We start from the raw sequence: 24,301 nt of genomic DNA on the forward strand, positions 1-24,301 counted from the left end.
TAATTGGGGCCATAGTCATTGCTCCGTTTTGGGTCCGGACGCTGCCGTCGCCGGTGCGGCTTTCGGCGGCCTGCCGCGTGGGCGGCGGGCGACGACGGCGCCGTGGTCAACAGCCAGCGGCTCAAGGAATGCGTCGCTGCCAACCGGCCGCCCGCGTAACACCGCATCAGTGAACTGGGACCGCTCGGCCGTCGTGACGCCCTGTTCCATGAACTCCCGGTAGGCGTGTTCGCGCTCAAAAGGCGTGTTGCCGAGCAGCCAATACATTTCGTGCTCGGTGATTAGCACATTGCGGGCCAAGCCCAGGTGATGCGCGGCGCTGGACCACGGCCACTGCGCCGGCTCGGTGCACAGGCCGGCGCGCACCGGGTTGAGTTCGATGTAGCGCATACAAGCCAGCAGGTGGCGTTCACCCTCGATCAAGCCAGCGCGGAAGCGCCCTTCCCAGAGCGTGCCGCTGCGCTGATGGCGAACGTTGAACCACCCCACGTAGCGCCGCCCCAGGGACTGCATGGTGCGGCTGAGGGCATCCGCCGTTGGCGGCGTCAGCAGGAGATGCAGATGGTTGTCCATCAGCACATAGGCGTGGACGGCAACGCCGTACTGGGAGGCGGCATCCGCGAGCGTGGCTAGCAGATGCTGGCGGTCCAGGTCGCTGTAGAAGATGGCTTGGCGGTTATTGCCGCGCAGGATGACGTGGTGCGGCTGATCGGGCAGGATCAGTCTGGGAAGGCGAGCCATGCGTGTCCTCATCGCCCGGGTCTGGCGTGGCGGTCAGCATAATTGACTCCGACCCCATTTTTAGAAAAGCGTCTTGCCCGTCATCCTTTGATGCTCGCGAATGGCGAAGCGGTCGGTCATCCCGGCGATGTAGTCGGTGCAGGCCCGCTCGCGGTCGGGCCGCTCGGCGAAGTCCTGCGGCATCTGGGTCGCGTCGCCGGCGTACAGAGCAAACAGGTCGCGCAGCACTTCTTCGGCGCGTGCCCGCGTTGACTGGACCTGCGGGTGGCGGTACAGGTTGGCGAAAAGGAAGCGCTTCAGCGCCGTGCTCTTGGCGCGCATGTCGGGACTGAAGCGCAGCAACGGCTTGTCGCCGCGTCGCGCCGCATCTGCGTCCACCGGGGCCGCGTCCGCAAGGGCTGAACGGGTCGCGTCGATGATGTCGTAGACCTGGGCCGACAGCATGCGGCGGATGGTCTCGAACAGCAGGCGCTTGCCGGCCAGTTGCGGATGAGCGTTCAGCGCCGCGCGCCAGTGCTCACGCACCAGATCCACGTCCAGCAACTGCTCCAGTTCGACGAGACCGGAGCGCACACCGTCATCCACGTCATGGGCGTTGTAGGCCACCTCGTCAGCGAGGTTGCAGAGCTGGGCCTCCAGGCTGGGCTGGCCGCCGTGCAGAAAGCGCGTTGCGATGCCGCCCGGCTCTGCCGCCTCGATGAGTTCGGCGTTGCGGCGGGAACAGTGCTTGAGGATGCCTTCACGGGTCTCGAAACAGAGATTGAGACCGTCGAAATCCGGGTAGCGCTGCTCGAGCGTGTCGACGACGCGCAGCGACTGCAGGTTGTGCTCGAAGCCGCCGTGCCCGCGCATGCAGTCGTCCAGCACGTCCTGGCCGGCATGGCCAAACGGCGTGTGCCCAAGGTCGTGCGCCAGCGCGATCGCTTCGACGAGGTCTTCATCCAGGCCCAGGCTGCGCGCGATGGAGCGGCCCAACTGCGCTACCTCCAGCGAGTGCGTCAGGCGCGTGCGAAACAGGTCGCCCTCGTGGTTCAGAAAGACCTGGGTCTTGTAGACGAGGCGGCGGAACGCTGTGCTGTGGATGATGCGATCGCGGTCGCGCTGGAACTCGCTGCGCGTCGGCGCGGCTGGCTCCGGCAGGCGGCGGCCGCGGCTGCGCGCCGGGTCGGCGGCATAGGCCGGGCGCAGCGGTGCCATCAGGCAGCTCCGTGGGCGACGAGCGTTTCGGCGATCAGCGGGTCGGGCACGGCATGCAGGCCGGCCTGCCCCAACTTCTCGATGAGCACAAAGCGGATCGCACCCGCTTCGGCCTTCTTGTCGACACGCATCAGCTGCAGATAGCGCTCTGCGCCCAGCTTCGGCGGCTGCATCGGCAGGCCGGCGCGTTCAATCAGCGTGCGCAGCCGCACGACGAAATCAGCAGACACCAGCCCCATGCGTTGGGACAGGTCTGCCGCCAGCACCATGCCGCAGGCGACGGCCTCGCCATGCAGCCAGGCGCCATAGCCCAGGCCGGCCTCGATGGCATGACCGATCGTGTGGCCAAAGTTGAGGATGGCGCGCAGGCCCTGTTCCTTTTCGTCCTGCCCGACGACATCGGCCTTGATCTCGCAGCTGCGCCGTACGGCATAGCCCAGAACTGCCTTGTCGCGGGCCAGCAGTGCGTCGAGGTTGTCCTCGATCCAGCACAGGAAGCCGGCGTCGGCGATGGGGCCGTACTTGATGACCTCCGCCAGTCCGGCGCGCAACTCACGGTCGGACAGGCTGTCCAGCGTGTCGAGGTCGGCAATCACGCGCTCAGGCTGGTAGAAGGCGCCCAGCATGTTCTTGCCGAGCGGATGGTTGATGGCCGTCTTGCCACCCACCGAGGAATCGACCTGGGCCAGCAGCGTGGTGGGCACCTGCACGAAAGGTACGCCGCGCATGTAGATGGCAGCCGCGAAGCCGGTCATGTCGCCGATGACGCCGCCGCCGAGCGCGAACAGCACCGTCCTGCGGTCCAATGCCTGGCCCAGCAGGTGGTCGCAGATGCGGTTCAGGCTGTCCCAGTTCTTGTGCTGCTCGCCGTCGGGTAGCACGACGAGATCAACGCGAGGATAGACAACCTGAAGGCGCTCACGCAGCCGCTCGGCATACAGGGGCGCCACGGTCTCGTTGCTGACGATGACGGCAACCGCTGCCTTGGGCAGGCCCTGCCAGCTGGCGGGCTCGTTCAGCAGGCCGGTGCCGATGCGGATCTCGTAGTCGCGGTCGCCGCGGAGATGGATGTGGACGGTGTCGGGAGCAGGCATCGGCCAAGTGTAAGAGCCGCCCTTCCCGCAACGATCCCACTGCGTCGCTACAGACGCTCGGCGCCGACGGTCGCCGCTACGAGGGTTGGATCGAGCAGACCGGCCAGTTCCAGCTGCATCAGCGCCATGTTGACAAGGGCATGCACCGAAGGCCGGGCGCTCTCGAGCACGTAATGGGCGCAGCGGCGGTAGAGGGGGTCGCGCTGGTGATGCAGTTCGCGGAGCTTGGCCAACGGGTCCTTCACCTGCAGCAAGGGCCGGGTCGTGTCATGGCGAAGCCGGCGGAACAGGTCCTCCGGCGTGGAGCGCAGATAGAGCACCGTAGAGCCGCCGTGCAGCAGCTCGCGGTTGCGCTCGCGCAGCACGGCGCCACCCCCTGTAGCCAGCACGCAGTCACCCGGCATCGCAACGAGGTCCGCGATGGCTTCGGTCTCGAGGTCCCGAAAGGCGTCCTCGCCGTGGCACTCGAAGAACTCCTTGATGCTGCTGCCGATGCGCAGCTCGACTTCATGGTCGGAGTCGACAAAAGGCACGCCGATTTGGCGTGCCAGTTGTTTGCCGACGGTGGACTTGCCACCGCCGGGCATGCCAACCAGGGAAAGCTTCAGGGGCAAGGAGTCACTCGGCTCACCGTGAAGGAGTATGACGTTCCGGTTCCACGCGGGCTGGTGAACGTCACCGTAACCGAGCCGGTACTTGCGGTATCGAAGGTGTAGCCGATCGCGACCGCATTCGCCTGGGGCGAGTTGGGTACCGGGCTGCCTCCGGCCATGCTCACCGAGAAGCCATTGGTCGGCGTGCTGGCGGTGACGACGGTTCCGGCGGGCATCGGATTCAAGCGCGGCAAGACGATGTAGTTGTTGCTGTTGTTCGTATCGCTGACGCTGTCATACGAAAAACCATCCTTCAGCAGACCCGGATTCGCATCCGCCGCGATCAACCGGAAGGTGCCGCTTGCGCCAGCACCGCAGATCGTGTCCCCGCTAGCGACGTTGTAGTTGGTCATCTGCGAGGGAAGCGGCCCGGTCTGCATCGGCAGAGTCCTGCTGCTGTTTGCGTAATTCACTCGCGAGTCGGTTCCGGGCCAAAGCGGGCGCGCCTTGGAGGTGGACAGGACGGTCTCGACGGCACGACGGACATAGATCTGCCCCGAGCCCGTCCACTTGCCATCGCAGGTGATCGGCACGCTGGGCGTGTAGGCGGTCAGCCCGAAGATCGCGACGGTCGTTGGCGGCACGCAGGCTGTGCTCGTGTTGCCTGCCAGGTTGACGCCGATGAATTCATCCAGCGTGCTGGTGTAGATGCCGTCGTAGTTGCGGTCCTTGTAGATGTTGCCCAGGTCCTGGAACTCTTCACCGCTGTCGAAGATGTTGTTGCCGTTCTTGTCGATGAACGACTCCTCGCCGAGGGCAAAGGCGACGACGGTGACACGGCCATCAACAGGCTTGGGCTGCGCCGAGACGAAATTCGACGTGGCTTGTGAAATGCCGTTGGTCTGAGAAATCTGCTTGCTCGACTCGACCTGGCCGCCTTCCGTCACGAAGTTGATCGTCGTTCCCACCGGCACGGGGTTGCCGCTGCGGTCGGCAGCGATCAGCGTGTAGGTGTTGGGCACGTTGTCGATCTCGTAACCCTCGATGTTGTACGTCTGCTGTGACATCGAGAAATTGAGCTGCGACGGCAGGCCGATACCCACGCTCAGGTTGCTCGACACCGTGGCGACGGTGTCGCCATTGAGCTTGGCGTGCACGCGCACCGGCGTCGGCTGAGTGCCCGAGTTCACCCGCACCGACACACGCCCAAGGGCGTTGGAGGTTTGCGTGAAGGGGCTGGCGGACGGCGGATCGACGGACTCGACACCGCGGCCTTCCATGGTCACGCCGCCGGCGCCGGTCTGCAGGCGCAGTTCGACCAGCTTGTTGGGCAACGGGTTGCCGGCCGCATCACGCACCTCGAAGGTGACGATGGACGACTCGGTGAAGCCGGAACCCTTCAGGAAGATCTGCTCGGGCGTCGAGGAGATGAAGGCCAGGCTGACCGCCGCCGGAGCGGCGATGGGCAGTGTCAGTTGCTTGGCCGTCGACGTGCCGTCGATGACGACCTGCAACAGGTCCGACGGTTGGACGGCGCCGCAGCCGTTGTCGCGGTATTGCAGCGCAACCGTGTTGCTCGTGGCCGAGATCGACGAGGGCGACACGGTGGCCTTGCCTGCCGCTGCGCACGACGACGAAACGCTCAGCTTGACTGGTGAGTCGACCGCCGCGCCGGTCAGCGTGAGCGTCAGCGTGTCTTGCCCATACGCGGACAACGCCGCCGGGCCGGTGAAGCTGACGATGGTGGCATTGGTCGCCTGGACCTGGAAGCCCTGGGTGGCCGACAAGGATGCGCCGGCGTATTGCACCGTGGCCGTGACCTCGTCAGCGCCTGCCGAAGCCGACGTGGCCGGCGACAGCAGAGCGACGGCCTTGCCCGTCGCATCGGTCAGCGCCGTACCGACGTTGGTACGGCCGAGGCCGCGAATGACGGTGAAGGTGACGACCTGTCCGGAGACCGGGTCGCCACGCGTGTCTGTGAGCTTGGCTGTCACCGTTGCGGGCACGGCGGCACTGACCGACGCGGACGACAAGCTAAGTTGCAGCACCGGCGTACCGGGCGATGTCGCGCTGACCACCTGCACCGGCTTGCTGTCCGTCGCGGCGATGCCGCCCACCGTCACCGTGGCCCTGACAACGTCTGCGCCGTTTGACGAAGAAGTGGCCTGAGTCGCCGTGACCTTGGCTACACCGGTCGCGTCGGTCACCGCCGTGGAGGCGTCGAACTTGACGAGGCCGAACTGCGAGCTGAACTGCACGATCTGGCCCGACACCGGGTTGCCGCCGACATCGCGCACCAGCACGCTGGCCGTCGAGGAAGTCGTTGCACCGCCGATGTTGGAGTTGCTCAGCGTCATCGTTGCCGTGGGCGACTCGCCGACGATCTGCACGACAACGTTGCTGGACAGGAACTGGCTCGCATAGCTGGCGGTCACGCGCAGCGTGTCCGTCGACGAACTGGTGCCGGCAAAGGTGCTCAGGTTGAGCGTGCTGCGCACGATGCCGTTGGTATCGGTCGGAGCGGTGTCCGGATTGGGCGTCACGCTGATGCCGGACGACGGCGAGAAGCTGACGATCTGGTTGGCAACCGGATTGCCGGCCGCATCGCGCAGCGTCGCCGTGACCTGCGGCGCCGGCTGCGACAGGCGCAGCGTGACGGTGGCAGGGCTGACGGTCAGCGTCGGCAGCGCGTTGGTGACGGTGAAGGCCTGCTGCGCGCTGACCGTTGCGGAGCCGAGGGTGGCGAAAGCGGTCACATAGTCGGCACCGGTGACGCCCGAAGGGCTGGCCTTCAGTTGGGCAGTCGCCTGCCCATTGCTGTCGGTACGCACGGTGGCGACGGACAGGTCGGCCAGGTTGCCGCGGCCGGTGGCCAGGCTGACGACGACGTCGGACATGGCCACGCCGGAGGATGATTTCAGTGACAAGGTGACCGTTGCGCCGACCGCAGGCGTGATCTGCGTCGTGGACAGGCCAACCGTCAGCGCCGGGCCGGTGGTCGTGCCGGTGGGCGACGGCGTGACGACGGTGATCTGCGCCGTTTTGGTGATGGAGCCGCTGACGGCCGTCACGGTGATGGTGCGCTTGGATTGGTCCGAGCCTATGCGGACCGAGCCCGTGACCAGGCCGCTGGCGTCGGTCTTGCTGGCGCTGGTGGAAATCAGCGCATTCGAGTCGACTGACACGGCCACGGGCACGTCGGCCAGCGTGTTGCGCTTCGCGTCGACTGCGTAGACGGAGACGAGAACAGAACCCGTGCCATCGGTCGGCAGCGTAGAACCGCTGAGGGTGACGACGAGGTCGGATGCCGTCGGACCGGTGGTCGTGCCTCCACCGCCTGGGCCCGGGAACGTCGGATCGCCGGCACTACCGCCGCCGCCGCCGCAACCTGACAAAAAGGCCGCCATTCCCAGTCCCAGCGCAGCCTGGGCAAGGCGGCGCCAGCCCTGCGTGACGATGGTTTGCAACATGCTCGAACTCCTGAATATCTCTGAATGTCTTGGCGTCTTAGCGCACTGCGGCCCGCTCGCTGACGACCTTGGGCGTCAGGAAGATCAAGAGCTCGGTCTTGGAAGTCGTGCGCGTCTTGTTCTTGAACAGGTTGCCCAGGAAGGGCACATCGCCCAGCAGAGGGACCTTGTTGACGGTCTCGCCTTCGTCCTGCGTGTAGATGCCGCCGATGACGACCGTGCCGCCGTTCTCCACCAGCACCTGCGTCTGCGCATGCTTGGTGTTGATGGCATAGCCCTGGGGCGTCAGCGTGCCGCGGCTGTCCTTGTTGACGTCCACGTTCAGGATGACGCTGCCCTCGGGCGTGATCTGCGGCGTGACCTCGAGCTTGAGGTTGGCCTTGCGGAAGGCGATGGACGTCGCGCCGCTGGCTGTGGCGACCTGGTAGGGCAGTTCCTCGCCCTGTTCGATGATGGCCTTGACTTGGTCGGCCGTGATGATGCGCGGGCTCGACACGACCTTGCCCTTGCCGTCGGACTCGAGGGCAGACAGCTCCAGGTTCAGGAAGCGGTTGGCTGTGGCGCTGAAGAGCGACACCGCGACCGTCTGCGCCACCGCACCGGCAAAGCTGTCCGACGACGTGTTGGCGGGCAGGTTGACGACGTTGGTGTTGTTGTAGCCGGGGTCGACCGAAGTCTGGCGGGTCTGCCAGCCGACGAGGTTGTAGTTGCTGCCCACCGTCAGGTAGTTGTCGCCGCCGACGTTGTAGCCCGGGATGCCGCCCGCGCGACCGCGTGCGTCGTAGCCACCGAGCTTGACGCCCAGCGCCCGGCCGAAGCGGTCGTTGGCTTCGACGATGCGCGCCTCGATCAGCACCTGGCGCACCGGGATGTCGATCTTGGCGATCATGGCCTGGATCTCTTCGAGCTTGCTCGGAATGTCCGACACGAAAAGCTGGTTGGTGCGCGACTCGGAGATGACGCTGCCGCGCGGCGACAGGATCTTGGTGCCCGAACCCGAACCACCGCTGCCACCGCCGGAACTGGAGCCGATGCTCTGTCCGGTCAGCCCCTTGGCGATCTCCTCTGCCTTGACGTAGTTGAGCTGGAAGGACTGCGTGCGCACCGGCTCAAGCTGGGCGATGGCAGCCTTGGATTCGAGATCCAGCTTTTCCTTGGCAGCCAGTTCATCCTTGGGTGCGATCCACAAGACATTGCCGGACTTCCTCAGGCCCAGGCCCTTGGCCTGCATGATGATGTCCAGGGCCTGGTCCCAGGGCACATCCTTCAGGCGCAGCGTGACGTTGCCGGTCACGGTGTCGCTGGTGACGACGTTGAAGTTGGTGAAGTCGGCAATGACCTGCAGCAGCGCGCGAACTTCGATGTTCTGGAAGTTCAGCGACAGCTTGTCGCCGGAATAGCCCGGCCCCTGCGTCAGCTTGTTGGGGTCGATCTTCTGCTGCCGCACTTCGAGCACGAACTGGTTGTCGCTCTGGTAGGCGCTGTGCTCCCAGTTGCCCTTGGGCTGGACGACCATGCGCACGCGGTCACCCGCCTGCGTCGTCGTGATCATCTGCACCGGCGTGCCGAAGTCGGTCACGTCGATCTTGCGGCGCAGGTTCTCGGGCAGGCTGGAGCGCAGAAACTCGACGACGAGGCCCTGGCCCTGCTGCTGGATGTCGACCCCCACCTGGTTGCTCGGCAGGTTGACGACGACGCGGCCGGCCCCGTCCGCGCCACGACGGAAGTCGATGTCGCGCAGGGGTTGGGGCGCGCTGTTCAGGCTCTGCGCAAAGTGCACAGGCTCGCCGGGTGCCTGCGCCGTCGGCGCCGATGCATTCAGCACGAGCACCAGGGCGCTGCCCTCCAGCTTGGCGCTGTAGGTGGACGCCTGGCGCAGGTTCAGCACCACGCGAGAACGGTCTCCCGCCTGAGCCACATTGGCCGAGCGCAGATTGCCCTGGTTGATGTCGACGACGTTGCGGCCGATGGCGTTGACAACACCCGGCAGATCGATGGCGATGCGTGGCGGCGTCTGGACCGTGAAGCCTGTCGGCACGGCCGACAGCGGTTCACTCAGTTCGATGCGCACGACATCCACACCCGCCTGCTGGCTCGTGTTGATTGCCTTGATCTGGGTCTGTGCCCACGCTGCCGGCGCGCTCAACAGCGCGACGGCAACCCCCAGCAACCAGCTACGGCCCATTGCCTTGTTCTCCTGCAGTGTCTTCATCGTCCCTTCTCCTGTAGCTGGAGGGTACTGGTGCGTTCAATCCACTCGCCCGCAGCGTCCTGGACGACTTCTCGCAACGTGATTTCGGTCTCGCTGATCTTGGTGACGCGACCGAAGTTCTGGCCGAGGTAGTCCCCGGCCTTGACCTGATAGAGCAGGTTGTCGACGCGCAGCAGCGCATAGCGCCGGTTGTCGCGCGTCAGGCTGCCCACCATGTTCATGCTGTCCAGCGGATAGGCCTCCAGCGGCTCCTTGCGCCGATTGATCTCGGCGGTCAGCAGCGAATTGGGCTGGGCGGCTTCCTGCTTGATGGCGACGCTGAGCTTCTGTGTGCTGAAGGGCTCGACGCCAGCGCTTGATTCGTAAGGCTGGGGCAGGAACTTCTTGGGCGGCAGCAGCGGCGTGACCGAAGGCTTGGCCTCCTTGCGCTGCTGATCCATCCACTGTCGCAGTTCTTCCCTGTCGCCACCGCATCCGGCCAGGGCCGTCAACGCGGCCATGCAAATCAGCTGGCGCTTCATTTCTTGCCCCCCGCTGCCTTGGCCGCGGCCTTCCTCTGTTCGGCCACTTCCGTCGGATCCAGATAGCGGTAGGTGCGCGCGGTCGCTTCCATGCTCAGCGGGCTGTTCGGAGCGGCCGGCGCAACCACGACAAGGTTGTGCAAGGTGACGATGCGCGACAGGTTGGACACGTCGGCCGCAAAGGCGCCGATGTCGTGATAGCGGCCCGACACGCGCAGGGCGATGGGCAGCTCGGCGTAGTAGTCCTTGACGAGGATCTGACCGGGCCGGAAGAGTTCGAACTGCAGGCCCCGGCCGACGCCGGCGCTGCTGATGTCGGACAGCAGGCTGTCGATCTCGGCCTTGCCGGGCAGTTGCTTCTCAAGCTGGGTCACGTACTCCTCGACCTGGCTCTTCTGCTTGCGCAGCTCGGGCAGGTTGACGGCCTGGCCAAGCTTGTTGCGGAAGTCCTCGCGCAGCTGGGGCTCGCGGGCGTGCTCGGCTTCAAGGCGGTCCTGTTCGTCCTGCAGCAGGGCGATATAGCCGGCGCCGACGACGGTCAGCACCACGGCCAACGCGGTCGCAAGCTTGGGCGCCCAGGGCCATTGGCCGGGCTCCTTGGGATTGAGGTCCTTGAACTGGCTGGCGAATTCCGCGAACCAGGCGTTCACATCGAACTTGGGCATTGAAGTGGCCATCGAGATCAGCCCTTCTTGGGTGCAGACGCGCCCGATGCAGGGTCACGCGGCGGCACCTTGATCGAGACCTTCATGGAGAAGTCGAGCAGCCGACGCTGATCGCGCGTGTTGGCGGTGACGTTCGCCAACTTCACCTCGATGAGGTCCGGCTTTTCAAGCCACTCCGAACCTCGCGACACGTTGCGCAGGAACTCGGAGACCCGCTCGTTGGTCTGGGCAATGCCGCTGACGGTGACCACCTTGTCGGCTTGCCGAATGGCGGTCAGGTAGACGCCTTCGGGCGCCAGCCGCGCCAGGTCGTTGAGCAACTGCACCGGGGTGTTGCGATCGGTCTGCAGGTCTTCCACCGCGCGCTGGCGCGACTTCAGCGACTCGATCTCGGCCTTGAGGTTGGCGATGTCCTTGATCTGCGCCTCCAGGCGCGTGATCTCGGTCTGGATGTACTGGTTGTGCGATTGCTGCTCCTGGGTCAGGAACTGCAGCAGCAGATAGGCAGCCACGACGATGCCCGCGCCGATGATGGCCGCCAGGCCCATGCCGGCGAAGAAGGCAGCCTTGCGCCGCTTGCGCCTCTCCTCGCGGTAAGGCAGCAGGTTGATCAGGATCACTGGAAAAACCTCCGCATCGCGAGGCCGCAGGCGGTCAGATAGGACGGCGCCTCACGCTGCAGCTTGGATTCGCGCACCGTTGAGGCCAGGCTCATGCTGTCGAATGGATTGACCACCATGCAGGCAAAGCCGGTCAGGTCAGTCACCCGCTCCTTGAGGCCGGGCAGCGTCGCCGTGCCGCCGGCCAGCATCACGTAGTGCACCTTGTGATGCGGCGTGCTGGTGAAGAAGTACTGCAGCGCGCGGCCGATTTCCTGCGACAGACTGTCGACGAAGGGGGTCAGCACGCTGGTTTCGTAGTCTTCCGGCAGATCGCTGGACAGCTTTTTCTGCTCGGCCTCTTCAAAGGAGAAGCCGTACTGGCGCGAGATGAGTTGCGTCAGCTGGGAGCCGCCGAAGGACTGGTCGCGGTCATAGAGCAGTTCGTCGTCGCGCAGCACCTTGAGGCTGGTGGTGTCGGCGCCGATCTCGAACAGGGCGACGAGGGCGTCCCTGCCCTCGTTCGGCAGTGCGGCAATGAGGCGGCCCATGGCCATGCGCGAGGCGTGCGATTCGATGTCCAGCACGACGGGCCGCAGGCCGGCCGCTTCGGCCAAGCCCTGCCGGTCCTGTACGCGGTCTTTCCTGGACGCGGCGATCAGCACCTCGACGTCACCCACCGATGTCGGACTGGGGCCTATGACGCAAAAGTCCAGGCTCACCTCGTCGAGCGAGAAGGGAATGTATTGGTTGGCCTCGGCCTCGACCTGCAGTTCGAGTTCTTCCTCGCGCAGGCCGGCCGGCAGCATGATCTTCTTGGTGATGACGGCGGACTGGGGCATGGCCAGGGCGGCGTCGCGGGTCTTGCTGCCGCTGCGGGCCACCACACGGCGCACGGCATCGGCCACTTCGTCGAATTTCTCGATCTGGCCGTCGACGATCCAGCCTTTCTCGAAAGGCTCACTGGCAAAACGCTCCAGCACGAATTCGCCGCTCTTGGTCTGGTTCAACTCCACCAGCTTGACGCTGGAAGAACTGATATCCAGGCCAATCAGCGCTGGGTGCTTGCGACCCAAAAGTGCGTCAAGTATTCCCATGCCCTTTGTCCCCGATGCGTGGAGTTACGTATCGGACTATTAATAAGTTACTTGAATGCTAGCAGCAAAGCCATTGACAGCGAACGGGATTTCCCTGCGAGCTCGTAACGCCACGTTGCTAAACATACACGATCAAACAGGTTTGCAACCTCTTGAAAGACACATGGGAAGCGTTCGTTTGGCACGGCATTTAGCGGTCTGATTGGTATACAAGGGGTTGTACATGCGCCTTCCTATAATCAACCGCCTCCCCCTCATGCGCCCGCAGGCGCGACTTGCCGGCACATGAAAGATAAGTCTCGATCCGCTGCGCCCAGCCCGTCCTCCGCAGTTGCCGGTTCTCCCTCCGCCTCCCGCTCTACCGCCTCGATGAGAGCCCGCCTGGGTCATCTGGCGCTGTGGGGCGTGGGCCTGCTGGCGGGCGGCGTCGTTGCGGTGGCCTTGCTATTGGCGCTTGGCCTTGCGCTGGCCTATCCCAACCTGCCGGACATCGGGGGCCTGACAGATTACCGCCCCAAGCTGCCAATGCGCGTGCTGTCCAGTGACGGCGTTCTGATGGGCGAGTTCGGCGAGGAGAGGCGCAGCTACCGGCCGATCGAGCAGATCCCGAAGCTGATGCAGGAGGCCGTGCTGGCCATCGAGGATGCGCGCTTTTATCAGCACGGCGGCGTCGACTACCTCGGCGTCATCCGCGCGGGCCTGGCCAACGTCGGCGAGTCGCGCAGCCAGGGTGCGTCGACGATCACGATGCAGCTGGCCCGCAACTTCTACCTGTCGACCGAGAAGACCTTCACCCGCAAGATCTACGAGATCCTGCTGGCGCTCAAGATCGAAGCGGCCCTGCCCAAGGAAAAGATCCTCGAGATCTACATGAACCAGATCTTCCTGGGCCACCGCGCGCATGGCTTTGCTGCGGCCAGCGAGGTCTATTTCGGCAAGACGCTGGACAAGCTCAGCATCGCCGAGGCCGCCATGCTGGCCGGCTTGCCCAAGGCGCCGTCGGCCTACAACCCCATCAACAACCCCAAGCGCGCGACGATCCGCCAGCAATACATCATCGAAAGGATGTATGAGACGGGCTATATCACCGAGGAGCAGCGCGACGAAGCCAAGGCCGAGAAGCTGCGCATCCGGCCGGTGCAGGAGTCGGTGTCGCATGCCGAGTTCGTGGCCGAGGCGGCGCGCCAGCTCATCTACAGCCAGTACGGCGACGAGGCCTACTCGCGCGGCCTGAATGTCTACCTGACCCTGAACAGCGCCGAGCAGAACACCGCCTACCGCGCACTGCGCCGGGGCATCCTCGACTACGAAAGGCGTCAGGTCTACCGCGGACCCGAGGCCTATGCCGACCTGCCCAGCGACGCCAAGGCGCTGGACGCACGCGTCGCCGAGGCGCTGACTGACCACCCGGCCAACGATGAGCTGCTGGCCGCGGTCGTGCTGGAAGCCGACCCCAAGAAGGTCACCGCCGTGCTGCAGAGCGGTGACACCATCGCCATCGTCGGCGAGGGCCTGAAGCCCGTCACGTCCGGCCTGGCCGACAAGGGCAACCCCAAGACCCGCATCCGGCGCGGGGCGGTCATCCGCGTCGTCAAGGGGCCGAAGCAGAAGGACGGCGGCGAGTGGACTGTCACGCAGTTGCCCGAGGTGGAAGGCGCATTCATCTCGCTGGACCCGCACAACGGCCAGGTGCGCGCCATGGTGGGCGGCTTCGACTACGCCAAGAACAAGTTCAACCACGTGACGCAGGCCTGGCGCCAGCCGGGCTCCAGCTTCAAGCCCTTCATCTACTCGGCAGCGCTGGAAAAGGGCTTCACGCCAGCCACCGTCGTCAATGACGCGCCGCTGTTCTTCGACGCCGGCACCACCGGCAGCCAGCCCTGGGAGCCCAAGAACTACGACGGCAAGTTCGAGGGGCCGATGCCGCTGCGCACAGCGCTGGCCAAATCGAAGAACATGGTGTCGATCCGCGTGCTGCATTCCATCGGCGTGCGCTACGCGCAGGAATGGCTGACTCGCTTCGGCTTCGAGGCCGAGAAGCACCCGGCCTATCTGACGATGGCGCTTGGCGCCGGCTCGGTCACGCCGATGCAGATGGCCCAGGGCTATGCGGTGTTCGCCAACGGCGGCTACCGCGTCAGCCCGCAGCTCATCAGCCGCATCACCGACAACAAGGGGCGGATGCTTTACGAGGCCGTGCCCGTCACGCTGACCGACAACGCCCGCGCCATCGAGCCGCGCAACGCCTTCCTGATGAGCAGCCTGCTGCAGGAGGTCACGCGCAGCGGCACGGCCGCCCGTGCGCAAGCCACGCTGAAGCGCCCCGACATCTACGGCAAGACCGGCACGACCAACGACTCGATGGACGCCTGGTTCGCCGGCTACCAGAAGGACCTGGTCGCCATTGTCTGGATAGGTTATGACCAGCCGCGCAAGCTCGGCGACCGCGAGACCGGTGGCGGCCTGAGCCTGCCGGTCTGGATCGAGTACATGCAGTTCGCGCTGCGAAACAAGGCCGTGGACGAGATCACGCCGCCCGAGGGCATCATCAACATCAACGGCGAGTGGTTCTACGAGGAGTACACGGCCGGCAGCGGCGTGCGCGAACTCGCCAGCGAGCCGACCGCGCCGCCGGCGGCGACGGACGACGAGAAGAAGTCGATCCTCGACCTCTTCAAGCGCTGACCAAACGGGTCCTGCGGATCAGGCGCTGAACGTCAGTGCCTGGCCGGCCTGCTCGCTCGCGCAGCGCGACAGCCGCGCGAGGATCTCCTGACCCTCGCGGTCGACCCACTGGGCGCCGTCCCACTTGAAGTGGAAGCCACCCGAGCGCGCGGCCAGCCACAGTTCCTGCAGCGGCGGCTGCGTGTTCAGCACGATCTTGCTGCCGCCGGGCATGCTCAACTCAAGCAGGCCACCCGTGCGATGGGTGTCGATGTCGACCAGGTCTTCGTCCAGCCAGGCGTCGATCTGCGCCTCGATGCGGGCAAGCAGGGCGTGGGCCCTGGCGTGGTAATCGGCGTCGGACAGGGACATAAACTGGGCAGATGAACAAGACTGCCGTCAGTGTAGGTGGGCGCCTTGCGGCGCTGCTGATCACCCTTACCGCCCTTGCGGGTTGCGGACAGAAGGGCCCGCTGACCCTGCCCAAGCCGGCCGACTCCGCGTCGGCGCCGGGCTCCGCGCCCGCCCGCTAGTCCCTGCCCTCTTCGACCGCGTGGCAGGCCACGCGGACACCACGCAGTTCCAGCAACGCCGGCCGCTCGGCCTTGCAGCGCGCGTTGGCCAACGGGCAGCGCGGGTGGAAGCTGCAGCCGCTTGGCGGGTTGAGCGGGTTGGGCACCTCCCCCTGCACCGGCGTGCGGGCGCGGCCGCTCATGTGGATGTCGGGAATCGCATCCAGCAGCATGCGCGCGTAGGGGTGCAGCGGCCGCGCGAACAGCTCCGCCTTGCCCGCCACCTCGACAAGCCGACCGAGGTACATGACGCCGACCCGGTCCGCCACATGGCGCACGACGGCCAGGTTGTGCGAGATGAAGAGGTAGGTCAGGCCCTTGTCGCGCTGCAGGTCCTTCATGATGTTGAGAACCTGGGCCTGCACGGAGACGTCCAGCGCCGACGTCGGCTCGTCGCAGACCAGGAACTCCGGATTCGTCGCCAGCGCCCGCGCAATCGAGATGCGCTGGCGCTGGCCGCCGGAGAACTGGTGCGGGAACTTCTCGGCGTCGGCGGGGTTCAGCCCCACCGAACTCAGCAGTTCGCCGACCCGCAGGCGCGCCTCGGCATCACCCGTCACGAGACCATGCTCGCGCAGCGGCTCGGCAACGATGTCCAGCACCTTCCAGCGCGGGTTCAGCGACGCATACGGGTCCTGGAAGATCATCTGCATGCGCCGCCGCAGCGGGGCGGCACCCGAACCGGCCAGTGTCTTGACGATGTCCTCGCCGTCGAAGCTCACGGAGCCACGCGTCGCACCGTAGAGGCCGACCAGCAGCCGCGCCACCGTGCTCTTGCCGCAACCGCTCTCACCGACGAGAGCCAGCGTCTGGCCGCGCTCGATGGCAAACGAGACGCCGTCTACCGCATGCACGAAGGCCTTGGGCTTGCGCTCGACGACGCGGTTCAGCCAGGGCGGCGACACGTCGAAGACCTTGGCGAGGTCTCGCACCTCGACGAGAGGCTGGCTCATCGCGCCACCTCCACGGTCACGGGGCGCCAGCAGGCTGCGCTCGTCGCTCCGACCGAGGCCAGGTCAGGCCTGTCGACACGGCAGCGCTCAACGACGCGGCTGCAGCGCGGGTTGAAGGCGCAGCCGGGCGGGATGGCCGTCAGCCGCGGCATGGATCCGTCGATCTGCAGCAGGCGTTCGCGGTCCTCGTCCATGGCCGGGATGGAGCCCATCAGGCCGACGGTGTAGGGGTGGGCCGGGCGGTGGATGACGTCGGCCACAGGCCCGATCTCGGCGATGCGGCCGGCGTACATGACGGCGACACGGTCGCAGGTCTCGGCAATGACGCCCATGTCGTGAGTGACCAGCATGACGGCCGCGCCCTGGTCTTTGCAGACCTTCTTCAGCAGCGCAATGATCTGCGCCTGGATGGACACGTCCAGCGCCGTGGTGGGCTCGTCGGCAACGATGAGCTTGGGGCTTGCAGCGAGGGCCAACGCGATGACGACGCGCTGGCGCATGCCGCCGGAGAACTGGTGCGGGAAGTGATCGATGCGCGCCTCGGGCGCCGGAATGCCGGTGGAGGCAAGCAGCTCGATGGCGCGTTGGCGCGCTTGGGACGCGCTCAGGTCGAGGTGGGTCGTGATGGTCTCGACCAACTGATGGCCGACGGAATAGAGCGGGTTCAGCGAGGTCAGCGGGTCCTGGAAGACGGCGCCGATCTCGCGGCCCCGCACGCGGCGCATCTGCTCGTAAGGCAGGTTGTCGATGCGCCGGCCGGCGAGGCGGATCTCGCCAGCGGCGATGCGGCCCGGCGGGTCCAGCAGGCCGATGATGGCCGCGCCGGTCAGCGACTTGCCGGCGCCGGATTCACCGACGACGCCGAGGATCTCGCCCGGCGCGATGGCGAAGGAGATGTCGTCCAGCGCCAGCAGCGTGCCGCGGCGGGTTGGGAACTCCACGCGCAGGTGGTTCACTTCAAGCAAGGGAGCAGTCATCGCCATCAACGCAGCCTTGGGTTGAGCGCGTCACGCAGCCAGTCACCCAGCAGGTTCACGCTGAGCGTGATCAGCACCAGGGTCAGGCTGGGCCAGGCGGTGATCCACCACTCGCCCGAAAAAAGATAGTCGTTGCCGTTGCGGATGAGCGTTCCCAGCGACGGGCTGGTGACCGGCACGCCGACGCCGAGGAAGGACAGCGTGGCCTCGGTGATGATGGCCGAGGCAATCTGGATGGTGGCCAGCACCAAGACCGGGCCCAGCACGTTGGGCAGCACATGGCGGCGCATGATGCGCAAGGACCCGACACCGATGACGCGGGCCGCCTGTACGTACTCCTTGTTGCGCTCCACCAGCGTCGAGCCGCGCACGGTGCGTGCGTACTGCACCCAGCCGGTCAGCGAGATCGCCAGCACCAGGACGACGAAGGCCAGGGCGTCAGGCGCGTTGGGGAAGAGGCTGCGGCCGACGCCGCTGATCATCAACGCGACCAGGATGGACGGGAAGGACAGCATCACGTCGCAGATGCGCATGACGAAGGCATCAACCCGCCCGCCGACGAAACCCGCGAGCAAGCCGAGGCTGACGCCGATGACGATGGACAGCAGCACCGAGGCAATGCCGACGAGCAGCGAGATGCGCGCGCCGTACATCAGCGCGGACAGGATGTCGCGACCCTGGCCGTCCGTGCCCAGCAGGTATTTGGACTCGCCGCCGTTTATCCAGGCCGGGGCTTTCAGCGAGTCCATCAGCTCCAGGGTCGCCAGATCGAAGGGGTTGTGCGGCGCGACGACTTCGGCGAACAGCGCGCAGATGAAGCAGACCAGCGTGACGGCGGCAGCCAGCATCGCCACCGGCGATGAGCGGAAGGAGTGCCAGACGTCGCCGTCGAAGAAGCCGCGCAGCGCAGAGGCCGACGGCGTGGCGTGGGGGTTGGCGTCGACTGCCATCTTGTTTCAGTGCGCCTTGCCCTCGACACGCAGGCGCGGGTCGACGGCGAAATAGAGCAGATCCACGCCGAGATTGATGACGACGAAGATCAGCGAAATCAGGCAGAGGTAGGCCGCCATGACGGGGATGTCGGCGAACTGCACGGCCTGGATGAAGAGCAGACCCATGCCGGGCCACTGAAAGACCTGCTCCGTGATGATGGCGAAGGCGATCAGCGAGCCGAGCTGCAGGCCGGTGATGGTGATGACCGGCACCAGCGTGTTCTTCAGCGCATGGCCGAAATAGACGCTGCGGTTGGTCAGCCCGCGGGCGCGGGCGAAGCGGATGTAGTCGGTGCGCAGCACCTCCAGCATCTCGGCGCGCACCAGACGCATGATCAGCGTGAGCTGGAAGGCCGACAGCGTGACGGCCGGCAGGATCAGATGCAGCAGGCCGTCGCGGGTCAGCAGGCCGGATGTCCAGCCGCCGAAGTCGACGACCTCACCGCGGCCGAAACTGGGCAGCCATTTCAGCTCGACGGCGAAGACCCAGATCAGCACAATGCCGATGACAAAGTTGGGCAGGCTCACGCCGAACAGCGTTCCCGTCATCAGCAGCTGGGCGCTGGCCTTGCCGCGCCGCAGCGCCGCGTAGACACCCAGCGGGATGCCGAAGCCCAGCGCGATCAGGCCGGCGACGAGGGCCAGCTCCAGCGTCGCCGGAAAGCGTTCGACGATGAGGCTGGACACCTTGCGACCCTGGCGCAAGCTGATGCCGAACTCGCCATGGGCGGCATTGACGGCAAAGCGCGCAAATTGCACAGGAAAGGGCTGGTCAAGCCCGAGGTCCTTGCGCAGCGCGGTGCGCTGCTCCTCGGTCGCGTCCTGGCCCAGCAGGTTGGTGACCGGGTCGCCGACATACTGGAACAGCATGAAGGCGATGAAGGCCACCGACAACATGACGACGACGGCCTGGGCCAGCCGGCGGAGGATGAAAACCAGCATGACGTTCTGGCGCCCTAGATACCGCAGTCGCGCGCAGCGCGCCAGGCCGGCAAGTGGGCAGCATGTGTCACCAAAGTGGTGAGCGTTGAGCAGTTCTCAGGTTGTGGATGCACCAAGACTTTCGCCGAGTAACAAGCGGCCAATTGCCGGATCTGGGTTGCGGGCCAGTCGCGCGGCTGCGCCGCAGGAGGAAGCGATCATGGCGAAGGCCGCGAGGCCCTGACGCCCGGGAAAGCCCTAAACAGCAAAAGCGGTGCCCGGATCGCGACGAAGGCGATCAGCTTACCCCGAGCGAGCGCATCCCGCGCCGCTCAGCGCCTCATTGCGGCGCGGATGCGGCTGCGGCGGGCAGCGCCCACGCAAAGCCCTCGATGCCCTTGGCGAACTGGTCCATCAGCTCCTTGTACGGGCTGCCCGGCGGGCCCTTCAGCAGCACCACGAGGCGGTAGCCGCCATTGACGGCGACGTAGCTGACGGCACGCGAGCCGTTGGGCAGCTTGCCCTCGTAGCGGCCGGCTTCCACGCCGCCGACCAGTGCCGGCTTGGCGGCCTCGCGGGTCAGGCTCTTGTCGAAGGGGTTGCCGATCTTGACCGCACCGTCCAGCGGGTCGTAGGGCTTGGCCGGATCGGGCTCGGCGTAGTTCCACACGACGATGAAGACGGCCTTGGGATCATCGGTGCGCGAATAGACCACCATGCCGGCGGGCTTGCCGGCCTTGTCGGGCTTCTCGTCGCGGTTCACGACGGTCACGCCGTCCGGCGCGTTGAAGCTGCCGTAGCCGGTCTTCACTTCGGCGGCCTGGGTGACCGGTGCGCAGAGCAGGCCGGCCATCAGCGTCAGGGTCGAGAGCAGGCGTTGCATGGACGGAACTCCTTGCTCAGTTTTCCTTGTAGATCCGCACCCAGTCCACCTGCATCTGCGCAGGCAGCGGCGTGGTCGCGTCCGGCGCGCCAGGCCAGTCGCCGCCGACGGCCAGGTTCAGGATGACGAACAAGGGCTTCTCGAACACCCAGGTGCCGCCGGCCGGCAGGTTGGCGGGCGTCAGGCGGTGGAACTCCTTGCCATCGACGTACCAGACGATCTCGTTGGGCCGCTTGACGATGGTGTAGGTGTGGAAGTCATTGATCACCGGCGCGCCAAGGTCGACCGGCTTGCCGATGCCCTGTGCGCCCGAGTAGCCCGGGCCGTGCAACGTGCCGTAGGTCGAGTTCGGCGTCTGCGGGACGAACTCCATGATGTCGATCTCGCCCGAGGCCGGCCAGGGGTTGGTGGCGATGTCGGTGCCCAGCGCCCAGAACGCCGGCCAGATGCCCTTGCCGGTCGGCAGCTTCATGCGCGCCTCGACCTTGCCGTAGATGAAGCTGACCTTGCTGTTGGTGTGGATGCGGGCGGACGTGTAGTCGCAGGGCTTGCCGTTCCAGCACGGGCCGGGGTTGCTGGCCTTCTCGGCGGTGATGACGAGCATGCCGGCGCCATCGGTCCGTGCGTTGCGCGCGTCGCTCGTGTAGTACTGGAACTCGTGGTTGCCCCAGCCGCCCTTCTCGGCGTTGCCGAGGTCGTAATTCCAGTGCTTGGCGTCGGGCACGGTGCCGGCGGCGCCGTTGAACTCGTCGCTCCATACCAGCGCCCAGGTGTTGGACGGCGTGGGCGTCGGCGCGGCCGGCGCCGCGGCAGGCGCCGCGGGCGTCGCAGCCGTGGCCGAGCCGCCACCGCCGCCGCAGGCGGTCAGCGCAAACGCGATGGCGGGCAGGACGCCGCGCCAGCGTCGAGGGGCAGGGCTTGGGGTCATGTCTTGCATGGGTGTTGTCTCCGGGTGTTGTCGTTATGGGGTCAGCCGCGCCAGTCGCGCAGAAAGGCGCGGTACCAGTCGGCGCTGGCCTTGGGCGTGCGGACCTGCGTGCCGTAGTCGACATGAACGATGCCGAAGCGCTTCAGGTAGCCGCTGGCCCATTCAAAGTTGTCCATCAGGCTCCAGACCATATAGCCGGCCATGGGCACGCCCTGCTGCATGGCGCTGGCCACCGCCGCGATGTGTTCGCGCAGGTAGGCCACGCGGTCGTCATCCTGCACGCGGCCGAGCACGACCGTGTCGTCCTTGAAGGCGCCGCCGTTCTCGGTCACGTAGACGGGCGGCAGGGCGGCGTAGTCGCGCTTGAGCAGCACGAGCAGGTCGGTCAGGCCCTGCGGGTAGATCTCCCAGTCCATGTCCGACACCGGCAGGCCGCGGGCCTTGGCATTCCACTCTTCGCCGCCGGCCGAGACGACGCTGCGGGTGTAGTAGTTGACGCCCAGGTAGTCCATGGGCTGGGCAATTGCCGCCAGGTCACCGGCCTCGACGACGGGCGCGTCTGCGCCCAGTTCGGCCAGTACATCCTCGGGATAAGCGCCCTTGAACAACGGGTCGGCATACCAGCGGCGGCCACGCGAGTCGGCGAGGTTGGCGGCGGCGATGTCGGCGGGCATGGCCGTGGCCGGCACGCATGACGACAGATTGAGCACGATGCCCAGCTGGCTCTTCGCACCATCGGCGCGCAGCGCCTGCAAGGCCAGGCCGTGGCTGAGCAACAGGTGATGGGAGACCTGCGTGGCGATCTTCTTGCTCTTGATGCCGGGCGCGAAGTTGCCCTGGTCGTTGCCCAGCGTAGCGACGACCCAGGGCTCGTTGTGCGTCGTCAGGCCGTGCAGCCGGTCGCCGATGCGCGCCTGCACGTGGCGGGCGTAGTCGACGAAGCGGTGCACGGTGTCGCGGTCGTTCCAGCCGCCACGGTCCTGCAGGCCTTGCGGCAGGTCCCAGTGATTGAGCGTGGCCCAGGCCTGGATGCCGCGCGCCTTCAAACCGTCGACGAGGCGCTCGTAGAAGTCCAGGCCCTTGGGGTTGAACGGCCCGTGGCCCAGCGCCTGCACGCGCGGCCAGGCGATGGAGAAGCGGTAGGCGTTGACGCCGAGCGAGGCGATGAGGTCGAGGTCTTCGTCGAGGCGGTGGAAGTGGTCGCAGGCGACCTCGCCGTTGCTGGCGTCGGCAATCGCGCCGGGCTGCTTGCAGAAGCGGTCCCAGATGGATTCGCCCTTGCCATCGGCGAAGGCGGCGCCTTCGATCTGGAAGCTGCTGGTGGCCACGCCCCAGACGAATTCGGGCGGGAACTGACGGTGCAAAGGATTCATGGACTGTTCTTATTTGACGGCGCCGGCGGTCAGGCCCGCGATCAGTTGGCGCGACGAGATGACGAAGAGAACGATCAGCGGCAGCGTGGCGATGGCCGAGCCCGCCATCAGCGCGCCCCACTCGGTGCTGGTGGTGCTGAACAGGCTGCGCAAGGCCAGCGGCAGCGTGTAGTTGTCGGCATTGCGCAGCACGATCAGTGGGCTCATGAAGTTGTTCCACGAGCTGATGAAGGTGATGAGGCCGAGCGTGCCGAGCGCCGGCTTCATCAGCGGCAGCGCGATGCGCCAGTAGATGCCCAGCTCGCTGGCGCCGTCGATGCGCGCCGCATTGAGCAGTTCCTTCGGCACCGTGCTGGCCGCGAACTGGCGCATCAGGAAGATGCCGAAGGCGCTGGCCGCGCCGGGCAGGTACAGCGCCCGGTGGGTGTCTATCCACCCTAACGCGTCCATGACCATGAAGCTGGGGATCATGTTCATGAAGCTTGGCACCATCATGGTGGCCATGACGAGGGCAAACAGCGCCTTCTTGAAGCGGAACTCCAGCATCGCGAAGGCATAGCCGGCCATGGAGCAGAACAGCAGCGTGAGGCCGGTAGACATGAGCCCGACGTAGAGGCTCCAGCCGACGTTCTTCCAGAACGGCAGCCGCGTCGTCAGCACCTTGATGTTGTTGAGCAGCTCGTCGCTGAAGAACAGTGGCGGCGGGACGTTGAAGATGTCGGTGCGCGACTGCGTGGCGAACACGAACATGAAATAGAACGGCGCCAGCATGAAGAGCGCGCCGATGGCCACGATGCCGTAGGCCAGGAACTTGGGGGTTTGCTTCATGGCTGCACCTGCCTTTCCGCAAAGGCCTTGTTCGTCAGCCAGGTCAGCAGCGCAATGATCCCGAACATGATCCAGGCCAGCGCGCTGGCGCCACCGAAGTCGCTGAAGTCAAAGGCCAGGCGGTAGAGGTACATGGCCACGGTCATCGCGGCCTGGTCGGCGCCGCCCTTGCCGTTGGTCAGGATGAAGGGCTCCTCGAACAGCTGCAGCCCGCCGATGATGGACAGCGTCACGCCGAACAGGATCATGGGCTTGATGCCCGGCAGTGTGATGCGCAGGAACTGCTGCCAGGGGCCGGCGCCGTCGAGCTTGGCGGCCTGGTAGAGGTCGTGCGGAATGGTCTGCAGGGCGGCCAGGTACAGCACCAGGTTGAAGCCGACGTAGCGCCAGAACACGATGATGGCCACGGCCGGCTTGATGGCATCCGGCGAGCGCATCCAGTTGATGTTGTCGGTGCCGAACATCGCGTGCAGCGCCTGATTGACCAGGCCGTAGTCGGTCGAGAACAGCGAGCCGAACAGCATCGCGATGGCGACGGTAGAGGTGATGTAGGGCAGGAAGTAGGCGCCCGAGAACAGGCCGCGCCAGCGCCCGAAGGACCGGTGCAGGAAGACCGCCAGCGGGATGGCCACGAGGTGCTGCGGCACGCCGGTGGCGATGGCCAGCCACAGCGTGTTGCGAAGCGCCTTCCAGAACCAGCCGTCGGTCAGGGCGAAGACGAAGTTGTCAAAGCCGACAAACTGCATGGCCTCGATGCCGCTGGTTGGCTCCCAGGACTGGAAGGCCAGCCAGGCCGAGAACAGCAGCGGGAACAGGCCGAAGACGGCAAACAGGATGAGGAAGGGGCTGACCAGGAGGTAGGGGGCCCAGCGGGACGGGATGCGCAAGTTCATGTCAGTGGCGCTCCACGGTTTCTCGCGGGAACGGTTTTGTGGCGAGGCCCAGCCGGGATTTCGCCCCGGCGGGCGAGTCACTTTCTGGTCCGCCAGAAAGTAACCAAAGAGCTCCCCCCGACCGCCCC

22 protein-coding genes are annotated in these 24,301 nt (G+C 66.0%); 2 read left to right on the forward strand and 20 right to left on the reverse strand.

The genetic code is table 11. The annotated features are described in order from the left end of the window. Nucleotides 1-15: 15 nt before the first annotated feature. The 10 genes from AC0IZJ_RS25220 to AC0IZJ_RS25265 are packed head-to-tail and all read right to left on the reverse strand — an operon-like array spanning nt 16 to nt 12,189. Nucleotides 16-741, reverse strand: coding sequence for an REP-associated tyrosine transposase (locus AC0IZJ_RS25220; protein WP_471854487.1), 726 nt, complete (start codon nt 739-741; stop codon nt 16-18). Between the two features lie 60 nt (nt 742-801). Further along, nucleotides 802-1,938, reverse strand: a complete 1,137-nt coding sequence (locus tag AC0IZJ_RS25225) for a deoxyguanosinetriphosphate triphosphohydrolase (RefSeq protein ID WP_471854489.1) — start codon at nt 1,936-1,938, stop codon at nt 802-804. Next, on the reverse strand, nt 1,938-3,032 hold the full coding sequence (gene aroB / locus AC0IZJ_RS25230) for a 3-dehydroquinate synthase (protein WP_471854491.1): 1,095 nt from the start codon (nt 3,030-3,032) through the stop codon (nt 1,938-1,940). The genes AC0IZJ_RS25225 and aroB overlap by 1 nt, the downstream gene beginning before the upstream one ends. A gap of 47 nt (nt 3,033-3,079) precedes the next feature. Further along, on the reverse strand, nt 3,080-3,640 hold the full coding sequence (locus AC0IZJ_RS25235; protein ID WP_471854527.1) for a shikimate kinase: 561 nt from the start codon (nt 3,638-3,640) through the stop codon (nt 3,080-3,082). After that, nucleotides 3,637-7,095, reverse strand: a complete 3,459-nt coding sequence (locus AC0IZJ_RS25240; protein WP_471854493.1) for a beta strand repeat-containing protein — start codon at nt 7,093-7,095, stop codon at nt 3,637-3,639. The genes AC0IZJ_RS25235 and AC0IZJ_RS25240 overlap by 4 nt, the downstream gene beginning before the upstream one ends. A 37-nt stretch (nt 7,096-7,132) precedes the next feature. Next, nucleotides 7,133-9,307, reverse strand: coding sequence for a type IV pilus secretin PilQ (pilQ, locus tag AC0IZJ_RS25245; RefSeq protein ID WP_471854495.1), 2,175 nt, complete (start codon nt 9,305-9,307; stop codon nt 7,133-7,135). Beyond that, complete coding sequence (locus tag AC0IZJ_RS25250; RefSeq protein ID WP_471854496.1) at nt 9,304-9,828, reverse strand: pilus assembly protein PilP; 525 nt, start codon at nt 9,826-9,828, stop codon at nt 9,304-9,306. Before AC0IZJ_RS25250 ends, pilQ begins: the two co-directional genes overlap by 4 nt. Continuing rightward, nucleotides 9,825-10,505, reverse strand: coding sequence for a type IV pilus inner membrane component PilO (locus AC0IZJ_RS25255; protein WP_471854499.1), 681 nt, complete (start codon nt 10,503-10,505; stop codon nt 9,825-9,827). Before AC0IZJ_RS25255 ends, AC0IZJ_RS25250 begins: the two co-directional genes overlap by 4 nt. Before the next feature lie 5 nt (nt 10,506-10,510). Then, the gene (locus AC0IZJ_RS25260) at nt 10,511-11,113 is read right to left on the reverse strand and encodes a PilN domain-containing protein (protein WP_471854501.1); all 603 of its coding nucleotides are present in this window, start codon (nt 11,111-11,113) and stop codon (nt 10,511-10,513) included. Beyond that, complete coding sequence (locus tag AC0IZJ_RS25265; protein ID WP_471854503.1) at nt 11,110-12,189, reverse strand: pilus assembly protein PilM; 1,080 nt, start codon at nt 12,187-12,189, stop codon at nt 11,110-11,112. Before AC0IZJ_RS25265 ends, AC0IZJ_RS25260 begins: the two co-directional genes overlap by 4 nt. Nucleotides 12,190-12,474: 285 nt before the next feature. Here AC0IZJ_RS25265 and AC0IZJ_RS25270 point away from each other — a divergent pair, with 285 nt between their 5' ends. Next, the gene (locus AC0IZJ_RS25270; protein WP_471854504.1) at nt 12,475-14,874 is read left to right on the forward strand and encodes a penicillin-binding protein 1A; all 2,400 of its coding nucleotides are present in this window, start codon (nt 12,475-12,477) and stop codon (nt 14,872-14,874) included. A gap of 18 nt (nt 14,875-14,892) precedes the next feature. Here AC0IZJ_RS25270 and cyaY read toward each other — a convergent pair whose 3' ends face one another. Then, the gene (gene cyaY, locus AC0IZJ_RS25275; RefSeq protein WP_471854505.1) at nt 14,893-15,225 is read right to left on the reverse strand and encodes an iron donor protein CyaY; all 333 of its coding nucleotides are present in this window, start codon (nt 15,223-15,225) and stop codon (nt 14,893-14,895) included. Nucleotides 15,226-15,236: 11 nt separating this feature from the next. Here cyaY and lptM point away from each other — a divergent pair, with 11 nt between their 5' ends. Further along, nucleotides 15,237-15,386, forward strand: a complete 150-nt coding sequence (gene lptM, locus AC0IZJ_RS25280) for an LPS translocon maturation chaperone LptM (RefSeq protein WP_471854506.1) — start codon at nt 15,237-15,239, stop codon at nt 15,384-15,386. Here lptM and AC0IZJ_RS25285 read toward each other — a convergent pair. The 9 genes from AC0IZJ_RS25285 to AC0IZJ_RS25325 form a co-directional block, all read right to left on the reverse strand. After that, nucleotides 15,383-16,378 carry an ABC transporter ATP-binding protein gene (locus AC0IZJ_RS25285; protein ID WP_471854508.1) on the reverse strand — a complete coding sequence of 332 codons (996 nt, stop codon included), beginning with the start codon at nt 16,376-16,378 and terminating at the stop codon, nt 15,383-15,385. The two genes, lptM and AC0IZJ_RS25285, sit on opposite strands and share 4 nt — an antisense overlap. After that, a complete protein-coding gene (locus tag AC0IZJ_RS25290; RefSeq protein ID WP_471854528.1) occupies nt 16,375-17,355 on the reverse strand; it encodes an ABC transporter ATP-binding protein in 981 nt (326 codons plus the stop codon). Before AC0IZJ_RS25290 ends, AC0IZJ_RS25285 begins: the two co-directional genes overlap by 4 nt. A gap of 5 nt (nt 17,356-17,360) precedes the next feature. Then, nucleotides 17,361-18,305, reverse strand: coding sequence for an ABC transporter permease (locus tag AC0IZJ_RS25295; protein ID WP_471854510.1), 945 nt, complete (start codon nt 18,303-18,305; stop codon nt 17,361-17,363). Between the two features lie 6 nt (nt 18,306-18,311). Next, complete coding sequence (locus AC0IZJ_RS25300) at nt 18,312-19,289, reverse strand: ABC transporter permease (protein WP_471854512.1); 978 nt, start codon at nt 19,287-19,289, stop codon at nt 18,312-18,314. A 319-nt stretch (nt 19,290-19,608) separates the two neighbouring features. After that, nucleotides 19,609-20,151, reverse strand: coding sequence for a hypothetical protein (locus AC0IZJ_RS25305; RefSeq protein WP_471854514.1), 543 nt, complete (start codon nt 20,149-20,151; stop codon nt 19,609-19,611). 16 nt (nt 20,152-20,167) lie between these two features. Further along, nucleotides 20,168-21,079 (reverse strand): glycoside hydrolase family 16 protein, encoded by a 912-nt coding sequence (locus tag AC0IZJ_RS25310; RefSeq protein ID WP_471854515.1) that lies wholly within the window; start codon nt 21,077-21,079, stop codon nt 20,168-20,170. A gap of 41 nt (nt 21,080-21,120) precedes the next feature. After that, entirely contained in the window at nt 21,121-22,452 is a 1,332-nt protein-coding gene (locus AC0IZJ_RS25315) for a GH1 family beta-glucosidase (protein WP_471854517.1), read from the reverse strand. Between the two features lie 9 nt (nt 22,453-22,461). Next, the gene (locus AC0IZJ_RS25320; protein ID WP_471854518.1) at nt 22,462-23,280 is read right to left on the reverse strand and encodes a carbohydrate ABC transporter permease; all 819 of its coding nucleotides are present in this window, start codon (nt 23,278-23,280) and stop codon (nt 22,462-22,464) included. Beyond that, nucleotides 23,277-24,173: a carbohydrate ABC transporter permease gene (locus AC0IZJ_RS25325; protein ID WP_471854520.1), complete on the reverse strand. Its 897-nt coding sequence runs from the start codon at nt 24,171-24,173 to the stop codon at nt 23,277-23,279. The genes AC0IZJ_RS25320 and AC0IZJ_RS25325 overlap by 4 nt, the downstream gene beginning before the upstream one ends. Nucleotides 24,174-24,301: the final 128 nt, after the last annotated feature.

This window comes from Roseateles sp. AC306 (assembly GCF_979253795.1).